This is a genomic window from Deltaproteobacteria bacterium (assembly GCA_016213065.1).
In the GTDB taxonomy this organism is placed as follows: domain Bacteria; phylum UBA10199; class UBA10199; order SPLOWO2-01-44-7; family SPLOWO2-01-44-7; genus JACRBV01.
This window is the reverse complement of record JACRBV010000088.1, coordinates 1-9,100: the sequence shown is the minus strand read 5'-3', so window position 1 is coordinate 9,100 and position 9,100 is coordinate 1. Positions and strand designations below refer to the sequence as shown.

General features: G+C 44.0%; 9 protein-coding genes. 2 read left to right on the top strand and 7 right to left on the bottom strand.

The window, feature by feature from the left end; genetic code table 11:
* From HY877_05220 to HY877_05200, 5 genes are all read right to left on the bottom strand, one after another.
* Positions 1–819, bottom strand: an 819-nt coding sequence (locus HY877_05220) for a deoxynucleoside kinase (protein ID MBI5299677.1), incomplete at its 3' end; no start/stop codon positions are given.
* Positions 816–1,586, bottom strand: a complete 771-nt coding sequence (locus HY877_05215) for a deoxynucleoside kinase (GenBank protein ID MBI5299676.1) — start codon at positions 1,584–1,586, stop codon at positions 816–818. The genes HY877_05220 and HY877_05215, both read right to left, overlap by 4 nt.
* A gap of 524 nt (positions 1,587–2,110) precedes the next feature.
* Positions 2,111–2,650, bottom strand: a complete 540-nt coding sequence (locus HY877_05210; protein MBI5299675.1) for a nucleotidyltransferase domain-containing protein — start codon at positions 2,648–2,650, stop codon at positions 2,111–2,113.
* A 69-nt stretch (positions 2,651–2,719) separates the two neighbouring features.
* Positions 2,720–3,895, bottom strand: coding sequence for a deoxyguanosinetriphosphate triphosphohydrolase (locus HY877_05205; GenBank protein MBI5299674.1), 1,176 nt, complete (start codon positions 3,893–3,895; stop codon positions 2,720–2,722).
* The gene (locus HY877_05200) at positions 3,879–5,381 is read right to left on the bottom strand and encodes a carboxypeptidase M32 (GenBank protein MBI5299673.1); all 1,503 of its coding nucleotides are present in this window, start codon (positions 5,379–5,381) and stop codon (positions 3,879–3,881) included. The genes HY877_05205 and HY877_05200 overlap by 17 nt, the downstream gene beginning before the upstream one ends.
* A gap of 146 nt (positions 5,382–5,527) precedes the next feature.
* On the opposite strand from HY877_05200, the gene HY877_05195 reads away from it, so the two are divergent.
* Positions 5,528–5,965: a hypothetical protein gene (locus HY877_05195; protein ID MBI5299672.1), complete on the top strand. Its 438-nt coding sequence runs from the start codon at positions 5,528–5,530 to the stop codon at positions 5,963–5,965.
* Here the strand turns inward: HY877_05195 and HY877_05190 are convergent.
* Both HY877_05190 and HY877_05185 read right to left on the bottom strand, forming a co-directional pair.
* Positions 5,951–6,217 carry a GIY-YIG nuclease family protein gene (locus HY877_05190; GenBank protein ID MBI5299671.1) on the bottom strand — a complete coding sequence of 89 codons (267 nt, stop codon included), beginning with the start codon at positions 6,215–6,217 and terminating at the stop codon, positions 5,951–5,953. The genes HY877_05195 and HY877_05190 overlap by 15 nt on opposite strands.
* Positions 6,214–7,716 (bottom strand): ABC-F family ATP-binding cassette domain-containing protein, encoded by a 1,503-nt coding sequence (locus tag HY877_05185; protein MBI5299670.1) that lies wholly within the window; start codon positions 7,714–7,716, stop codon positions 6,214–6,216. Before HY877_05185 ends, HY877_05190 begins: the two co-directional genes overlap by 4 nt.
* A 168-nt stretch (positions 7,717–7,884) precedes the next feature.
* On the opposite strand from HY877_05185, the gene HY877_05180 reads away from it, so the two are divergent.
* The coding region (locus tag HY877_05180; GenBank protein MBI5299669.1) for an NAD(P)/FAD-dependent oxidoreductase at positions 7,885–9,100 on the top strand (1,216 nt) is incomplete at its 3' end.

Sequence of the window (9,100 nt, the reverse complement as noted above, 5' to 3'; positions counted from 1 at the left end):
GTACCATCCATTTTCTCTGAGAATCGCGATGAAATTTGCGTAGCGTTTATCCAAGGCTCTGACTAAACGGACAAGTCCTTCGGGTAAGTCCTCTTTTTGATGATCGGTTGCGAGTTCCTCTTTTCTTTCGCGCTCGCGAATATTTCCCAGCATCATTTCAACTGGACCATGTAGCAAAATCATCAGATCAGGCCGGGGGAGTGTTTCAAAATCTTTTTTCAGACGTTCTTCAATATTTTGCAAACCTTGTGTGTTTAAAAAAGGAACTTCCATATCTTTATGAAGGGCTTCGCAAAAAACATAACGGTCCGCCAGAGGAGAGCCATCAATGCAGGTGGAGCCCTTCAGGTGCGAGACCGCTTGCAACTGCATTTTGCGCAGATCCAGATAGGCGTGTTGGATATCAAGCGCCGCTTTCTCCAGCGCTTTTTTGTGATGCATCCATTGCGGACTTTCGACAGACTCCACCTTGTGCGCTTCGACAAAATTATTGATGGCGCCGTAATACATCCCCAACGTTCTTTTTGCCGAATTTTTTGAAGTATTCAAAAGAGAGAGAATGCCTTCATTACCCACAATGTGATCTTCAAACCCTTCGTCGGGAAGTTCAAAAAGGGCGTTCATCCCGCCATTGAACGCCAGATATTTGACAAGACTGGATTTGCCGGTGCCGATATTGCCGACGCAGGCGATGAGAAATTGATTTTGGGAAAAATGCTGTATGAGGCGCCGCTCAACGGAAGTGAGCCTGCTGGGGATTTGATGTCTCAAAATGGTTTCATCTGCGACGACATCAACAACTTCCCCCTGTTTTTTCATAAGATGTTTCTCCGGGCGGCCACCATGCGACGAACTTTTTCACGAATTGTGGCGGCCACAACATGGACATAATCGGGATGGGTCTCCATATCAATTTCAGCCGGCATGATAATGAGATCGATATCGGGAGGGACAATCGTAATTTCCTGATAACGTTGCACCACACGTTTCCAGTTGGTCACCAGTTTTTCATAACATTCATGGATCTCATTTAAATATTGAGGCGCGATAGAAGCGGCATAACTGTCTCCCCCCTCCGCCCGTTTGGATCTTCTTTTTTCAAGAGAGGCCGGTTCGGTGCGCAGATAAACAAGTAAATCGGGAAACCGGATATGTTCGTTTTGCAAAACTTGGCGAAGCATTATTTTGTAGAGTCGCGCGTGGGCGAGAGGCATTTCGCCCGATTGAATCATACGTTGGACAAAAACTTCGGGGCCATCCAGAAAGGGGCGGTCTTCAACGGCAATAACGGCGCGGCTATTATCGCGTGTCATCAGATGGCGAATTTCCCTCTGCTGAAGCGTGCGCATATAAAGAAAGGCAATTTCAGTCGGAAAGATATTGGCCACGCGATCCTGATAAAATAAAGAAAGGCATTCATCCGCCAGCGAACCCTTTTCAATTCTTTCGGTGAAAGTATGCACTTCACCATTATCCAGCAACGCTTCAAAATCTTTTTTGTAAGGATCCCTTCCCAGCGCTTGCATCAGGGTTGTCTTTCCCGAAAAAAGATTTCCCATAATGCCGATGTGAAAGTTTTTGGTCATAAAAGGAGAGCAACCCGTCACTATCAAACCCAATCGATGGGGTCAAACAGCTTTTTAACAGGCCAATCCTTTTTCATTAACTTGATGTAATTAATTGCCCTATCCGGGTTAAAATTTTCTTTATGTATTCAAGGTAATCTCTGCCTTCTTTTTCTGATATAAATATTCCTCCGCCATAAAAATCCTCGTTTCTCTTCATCCGCATTGTATTTCCAATCACCAATACAGAATCATCCTTCAAAATTTCGGCTGTCTTTTCAATAATCCTGACGTGGTGACTAGGGGTGAATTTGAATGCCTATCCGAAGTACCTGTTCTAAAAATTGTCATTCTGAGCCCTTCGCTTTGTCATTCTGAGCGAAGCGAAGAATCTGTTCGGGCTCAGGATAAACTCCGCGAAGAATCCGTTTTGTTATCTGGTAGATCCTTCACTTCGTTCAGGATGACATCTCTATTATCACCCAACAACAGGTGCTTTTCGGATAAGAATTTGAATTTGACAAAATATTTTGTTTCAAAGGTTGTCATAGCAGTTCAATTTTACGACCCTTCATTACCTGAACCATAAATGGATCTTTCTTTTTTGATTTTATTTCTTCTTCATCCATATTCACCAAATTGATTTCACGACCGATCTTTTTTTGAAGTTTGGCAATCTCCTTCTGAAGGTCAATGATGTTGTGTTCACCAATTACCATAAGATCAATATCGCTTAAGTCGTCAAATTTATTGCCGGCATAAGAACCATAAATAAAAGCCCTCTTGATGCCTGCTATTTGTTTAAGAATGTTTCGAAGCTCGACTTCTATTCCAAGTGTTTTAAAGACCAGATTCCTGTATTCCTTGTAGAGAGGAAATTTTTTGTTGAGGGAATAAATTTTAAGATTTCCCCTTGATTCTATTTTAAACAAACCAAGTGTTTCAAATTCATTCAATTTTCTAACAAGATTTCTTTTGTCTTCTTTAAAAAACCTCGCCATCTCGTTGACGAAAAGAGACTCGTTTTCGTGGAGAAAAAAATAACCCAGAATTTTCTTTGCGGTGCTGGATTTTATATGGATCATGGCGATTCCTGATTTTGACACCTATGAGTGTAATATTCTACACCTATAGGTGTTAAGGCCTGAAGCCGTTCAAACCCGCTCTTCGGGGTCAAACAGTTTTTTGTGTTCTTGCAGGGCGAAGCGGTCGGTCATGCCGGCAATGTAGTCGCAGATATGGCGTTTGGGGTTTTTGTCTTTTAGAATTCGCTGATAAAACTCTTCGGGCAGGATTTTCGTGTTATTCAAATAGGCATGAAACAACTCCTGAATCACTCGTCTTGATTTTTCGGCCATTCTTACCACGCGCCAGTGAAAATACATGTTTTGATAAAGAAACTTTTTGAGTTCGGCCGCTTTTTTCTGCATATCCGGGCTAAAACCGACAATTTTTTTGCCACGACTGCGAATGTCTGCAAGGAAATGGATATTGTTTTTACTGATTCGTCCTTTTGTTTCCTGTTGCAGATTGTCAACTAACTTATGAATCAGACGACTGATGGTGCGATAGCGTTTAACCTTATCGGGCGCTGAGGGCATTTTCTTCACAATCTCTGAAAAAGTTTCCCGCCAGAGAGTCACCTCTTCCAAAACGCCAAAGGTCAGCATGCCATATTGCAAACCATCGTCCAGATCGTGATTCATGTAGGCAATCTCATCGGCAAAATTAACAATCTGAGCTTCAACGGTGGGATAACCTGATTTTTTAAGGAGGCGGTGCTCTTTTGGTTTATCGTAGACCGTTTCGTGTTTGAGAATTCCTTCAAGAACTTCGTAAGAAAGATTCAATCCCAGAAAATTGGGATAACGTTCTTCCAATTCGGTGACGACGCGGAAACTCTGCAAATTATGTTCAAATCCGCCGACGTCTTTCATCAAGACACACATGGCCGCTTCGCCCGCGTGTCCAAAAGGGGTGTGACCCAGATCGTGAGCAAGGGCAATAGTTTGCGCCAGATCTTCATTGACACGGAGCATGCGCGCCAGCCCGCGGGCAATTTGAGCCACCTCCAGACTGTGTGTGAGTCGCGTGCGATAATAATCTCCTTCGTGATTGATGAAAACCTGTGTCTTGTATTCAAGGCGCCTGAAAGCAGTGGAATGGACGATGCGGTCTAGATCTCTCTGAAAGCAGGGTCGAAAGTTACATTCTTCTTCGGGATATTTTCTTCCCAAACTTGTTGAAGAAAGTTGGGCATAGGGAACCAGTATCTCTTTTTCTCTTTCTTCCAGCACTTTACGGTCACAGGGGTTAGTTGAACGTTTCATATTTATTTTTAAGATAGTTTAAAAAGTGTTTTTCGTTCAAAGGTTCTTTTGTCAACTCTTCACAAAGTTTGGCGGCGGGATAATATTGTCCCTTCGAATGAATGTTTTTGCGAAGCCAGCCCAGAATATTTAGGAATTCCCCTTTGGCAATTTGTTTTTCCACATCGGGCAATTCTTTATGTATTTGCTGATACCATTGAGCCGAATAAAGATTGCCGAGTGTATAGGTGGCGAAATAACCAATGCCGCCGCTATACCAGTGAACATCCTGCAAAACCCCCAACTTGTTATTTGGCGGGGTAATGCCAAGATAGGTTTTCATTTTTGCATTCCAGATTTCGGGGAGATCAGAAATTTTAAGTCCGTTGTTGATGAGCTCCTGTTCAATTTCAAAACGCAAAAGAATATGCAGGTTATAGGTTACTTCATCCGCATTGACTCGGATAAAACTTGGGTGCACTTGATTCACATGATGAAAAAGTTGATCGTCTGTGACGTTGGCAAGCACTTCCGGAAAATATTTTTTGGCGATGGGGGTGAAATATTTCCAGAAAGGGCGGCTTCGCCCGACGATGTTTTCCCAGAATCGTGATTGTGATTCATGAACACCAAACGACGCGGCCTCCGCCATGGGAGTGTTTTTGTGTTGCGGTAAAAAGCCCTGTTCATAAAGTCCGTGGCCTGCTTCATGAAAGACCGACATCAGCGAGTTGCAGAAATTCTCTTCCTGATAACGCGTGGTGATCCGCACATCTCCCGAGAAAGAGATGCAAAAAGGGTGGGTGGAGATGTCAAGTCTGCCGCAATCCAAATCAAATCCAATTTTTTCAAGCAGAATTTTTTCCAGCGTGGTTTGTTTTTCAATCGGAAATTTTGCGGTGAAGCGGAGTGGTTTAAATTTTTCGCATTTTTCCCGTGCCCACGGAACCAGAGGGACCAATGCTTTTCTTAATCTTTCAAAGAGAGGTTTTAATTCGGCCGTTGTGGCTTGTGGCTCATAACCATCCAGCAGAGCATCATAATCATTTTTGAAACCGAGACATTTTGCATATTGCCGGTTCAAGGCGACAATTTTTTCAAGCCAAGGCGCCACATCCCGAAAGCGATCGTTCTTGCGCGCTTCAATCCACGCTTCCGTTGCCATGGTATTGATGTGGGACATTTCCTGAGAGAGTTTTTTCGGAATTTTGACACTTCGCTCATAGGCCCGTTTCATTTCGCGCACGTTGACCTTTTCTGTATCGGATAAATTTTTCGCGTGCAGAGGTTCTGAAAGTTGCTCGATCAATTCTCCCAGTTTTGGATTGGTCAGGTAGTCGTGGCTTAAACCGCTTAATAATTGAAGTTGGGAGGCGCGTGTTTCAACCCCTTTTTTGGGCATGAAGGTTTCTTTGTCCCAATGAAGCACTGCGCCAATCGATTGAAGTGTAAAAAGTTCGTGTGTGCGTTCCAAAAACCGGTCATAGATTTTTTTTGTGGTGGTCATGGTGTTTGTCCCTTTTACACTAGTATATTTTTCAATAAAATCAAGAGGTTATAGAAAAAGCAAAAAATCTTCAAAAAACACGCAACTTTTTTTGACAATCAACGATAACTATAGTGAAAGAACCACACAAGGAAGGAAAGGGAAAAATGAATAAATTCTTTATCGCTTTCGCAGGTCTTTTACTCGTCTCCGCATGCAGTGGCACACCCGGCAACCCCAACGTAAAATCAGGAATCAATCCAGGTGTATCCGTTACGCCAAAATTTGATGCACAAGGAAATTGGAAAGTTGTCAAACAAGATTGCACGGAAATCACTTTTGCCGATGGAATTTTTACGGTAACCGGCACAAAAGACGCGGTCCAAAATTTTGTTTCCGACGATGCCTTTGATTCCATCCCCGGTGCCGTTGTTGGTATTATGGATACTCAATCCGGCGACCTGATGTTTTGTTACAATGGGACCGTTGAAAAATGTGACAATCCCTGTCAGGGAATGGTGGATGCCAAGGGAAGAGTGGAAATGACCTGTCTTGATTTTCTTCTTCCCGCGCCCACTTGCGCATTGGTGCTACAAAAATCTTAAGTCTTCCATTAAAGTTTCTTTTTCCGCGCGGGTCCAATTTTTTAATTCCGCTTCCCGTTTCATAGCGCGTGATTTCGTCCGGTATTCTTCGTGATAAAGCAGTTTGTCGAATCCAAACCCCCTCGTAAATTTAGCTCCCTTGCCGTTTTGGTGTTGCTTCATCCTTCTTTCCAAGTCGGTGGTATAACCCGTGTAATATTTTCCATCCGCCGACTGAAGAATGTAGACGAAGTATTTGTGGCTCTTTTTCACTTGTGTTGTTTTCCTTCCTCTTCCCAACCGACCTTTTCCAGAAAATCGTCGTAACCGCCGTTGAAAACTTCGGCATTGCCGTGTTGAAACAATACAAGACGCGTTGCGACTGCGCGCAAAATCATTTCACTGTGGGTGACAATGACAACGGCTCCCTCAAAATTTTCGATTGCCTCAACAAGGGATTCAATCGACTGCATGTCGAGATGGTTTGTGGGTTCATCCAGAAAGAGAAGATTTGCCGGAGCGGCGAGAATTTTTCCCAAAAGCACGCGACTTCTTTCGCCGCCCGAGAGAACTCCAACTTTCTTTTCCGCGTTATCGCCCGAAAACATCATGATGCCGCAGAGGGTACGGACGGCGGTACGATTTAAAGCGCCGTTCGCGGAGCCAATTTCCTGCTCCACTGTTTGCTTTTTGTGCAAACGGTCAATGTTGGTCTGACCAAAATATCCAAGTTCAAGATTTGGATGAGACCGGATAGTGCCGTGCAATGGGTTTAACTCGCCCGCCATCAGATTGAGCAGGGTTGATTTTCCATAACCATTTTTTCCGATCACGGCGATGCGATCCCCGGCATGGATGGTGAAATTGAAATTGTGGATCAGTGGTTTTTGCGAATCAAAATGAAAAGAAAGATTGTGCACCTCCATCAATCTTTTTGCGGGAATGGAGGCATAGTGAAACGCAAAATCAAGATTGGCGATGCGGCCCAGTTTTTCTTTCTCGCCCATCTTCTCCAACTGCTTCACGCGCGATTGCACGGATGAAGCTTTGGAGGCCTTGGCCCGAAACCGGCTGATAAAAACTTCGACCTGTTTTCTTTTTTTCTCTTCATTCACGCGTGTCTTTTCATGAATCTCTTCATCTTGCGCAATTTGGGCGTAAAGTTTTTCGGTGCCGCCGGAAAGTTTGATGATCTTGTGCCGGTGAATGGCCGCGGTATGTGTGGTGACACTATCCATAAATTCCCAATCGTGAGAAATAATAATCAACTCATTTTTCCATGCGCGCAGAAACTTTGTGATCCATCGAATAGAGAGAATGTCGAGATAGTTGGTCGGTTCATCAAGCAGAAGAAGGTTGGGATTGGAGACCAGCACTTTTGCGAGATTCAAACGAATCTGAAAACCGCCGGAAAAAGTGGAAGGGGCTTTTGACATGTCTTCTTCGACAAACCCAAGTCCAAAAAGAATCCGCTCCGCCTTGTAGTGGTCCCACTCCTCTCCTTCGGGAAGCCCCAGACAGGCCTCTTCCAGCACGGTGGGCTGGGTGAAATGAAGATGCTGGGCCAGATGCCCGATCCGGTAATTGCGGGGGAGAGAAATGATTCCGGAATCGGCATCTTCTTCGCCAAGCACAAGTCGAAAAAGAGTCGATTTCCCGTGCCCGTTTCTCCCCACAAGCCCCAGTTTTTCACCGGGCGTCATCTGCAGAGAAGCCCCATCAAAAAGCACTTGGGCGCCATAAGTCTTATGTAGATTCTGAATGCTCAGCATATTTGAGGAGGGGGGTATATACTAATGGGTTCGTTTTTCACCATACATTTTTTCCTTTATAGAGAGTGTTTCCGAAGTAGAAAAATGAGTTCAAGTAAGATAGTCATTCCCGCGAAGCTTGTCCCTGCAAGTAGTAGGCAGGGAGCGGGAATCCAGCCTGTTTTAATAATGACTGGATCCCCGATTAAAACATTCGGGGATGACAAACTGACTTCGGACCTCGTTATGATCTACGATGTAATTATTATTGGAGCTGGGGCGGCGGGGTTGATGAGCGCTATTTCGGCCAAAGAGCGGGGAAAGAGTGTGTTGATTCTGGAATCGAATTCCAAACCCGGTTCGAAAATTCTTATCTCCGGCGGTGGTCGTTGCAACTTCACCAACAAAGAAATTTCGGAAGCGGATTTTGTCTCGAACAACCCCCACTTTTGCAAATCATCTCTGCATCAGTTCACTCAAAATGATTTTATACAATGGATGAACGACGCCAAAATTGCCTATTACGAAAAAACATTGGGTCAGCTTTTTTGCAAAACCTCTTCCAAGCAGATTCTCGATTTGTTGCTTGAAAAAGCGTTGGGAGAAAATTCAAAACTCAAGACAGGCATTAAAATCAAATCGGTTCAAAAAAAAGATGGTTTTTTTGGGATAAATACGGAACGTGCAAAATATCAGTCAAAAAATTTGATTATTGCCACGGGCGGTCTCTCCTTTCCAAAACTGGGTGCCAGCGATTTTGGTTATCGGGTGGCCAAACAGTTTGGGCATAGCATTACCCCATTGGACCCCGCGCTCGATGGTTTTGTTTTTTCTAAAAAAGATCGGCAACTCTTTGGTGGTCTAGCGGGAATCTCGCTCAATGTTTCTTCGAAGGCAGGTAAGAGAAGTTTCATGGAAAATATTCTATTTACCCACATAGGCATCAGCGGACCAGCGGCGCTCAAAAGTTCCTTGTTTTGGTACAAGGGAGAAGAAGTTGGGATCGATTTTCTTCCCCACATTCCCCATTTTTTAAAATGGATCGAAAAAAAACAAAAAGAAGAACCGAAGAAAATCGTTGCCAATGTTTTATCTCAGGAATTGCCAACCCGTTTTGCAGAGCACGTTGTCAAAGACTGCAAGCTTGACGATGTGCAGATGGCAAATCTCTCAAAGAAACAGGCGAAGCAATTGGAACAAGGACTAAAAAAATTTTCTTTCATTCCACAATCAACGGTCGGTTATGAAAAAGCAGAAGTTACACGCGGTGGTGTCGATACCAAAGATATCTCCTCTAAAACAATGGAATCAAAATTAGTCCCGGGTTTGTATTTTGTAGGCGAGGTGCTGGATGTCACGGGTTTGCTGGGAGGCTACAACTTCCAGTGGGCATGGTCTTCCGGTT